We start from the raw sequence: 708 nt of genomic DNA on the forward strand, positions 1-708 counted from the left end.
CGTTTGTTTTCTTCTTCCTCAAGCTCAACGGCACGCTGCTTCTCGATGTATTGTACTTTCAGTTCTTCTTCTTTGATTTGCTGAGCAAGTTTTTGGCGTTCGATCTCTCCCGCTTGCTCTGCATTTGCTTTCGCGCGGTTCGTTTCTTTTTGGAATTCCGCTTCTTTAATGTCTTTATCCTTTGTTGATTCCGCTACTGAAGTCAAGCGACGGTTCTCTTCGTCCTGAGCTTCCTGATCGTTTTTCGCCTGGTAGATTCGTGTTTCTTTTGTAGCATCTGATTCCGCCATATTGGCTTTTTTCTGAACTTCCGCGATATGTGGACGGCCTAACGCATCAATATACCCATTCTCAACATCGACATCTTCTACATCGTTCAAAGCGAATGATGTAATCTCAAAGCCCATCCCCTTAAGGTCCGACTCTGCGATTTTCTTCACTTGCGTATTTACTTCCTTAAAGTCGTTATAAATTTTTTCAATCGGAAGAGACGCGATAATCGAACGTAGGTGACCGTTTAGTACATCCTTCAATTCGGACTCACGTTCCTTTTGTTTTTTACCAAGAAATTTCTCAGCGAAATTCGCCATAATTTCAAGCTCACTACCGATACTGATTACAGCTGTACTTGCTACACGCACAGGTATTCCTTCTTTCGTGTACGCTTTCTCTGAGTTGACTTGCAGCTGGAATGAAGTCAAGTCAATC

At 42.8% G+C, this 708-nt stretch carries 1 protein-coding gene; it reads right to left on the reverse strand.

Annotated features, from left to right (window positions below; all coding sequences use genetic code 11):
- The coding region (locus LD39_RS20205) for an SPFH domain-containing protein (protein ID WP_035552801.1) at positions 1–708 on the reverse strand (708 nt) is incomplete at both ends.

Source organism: Halobacillus sp. BBL2006 (genome assembly GCF_000786645.1).
GTDB lineage: Bacteria > Bacillota > Bacilli > Bacillales > Halobacillaceae > Halobacillus.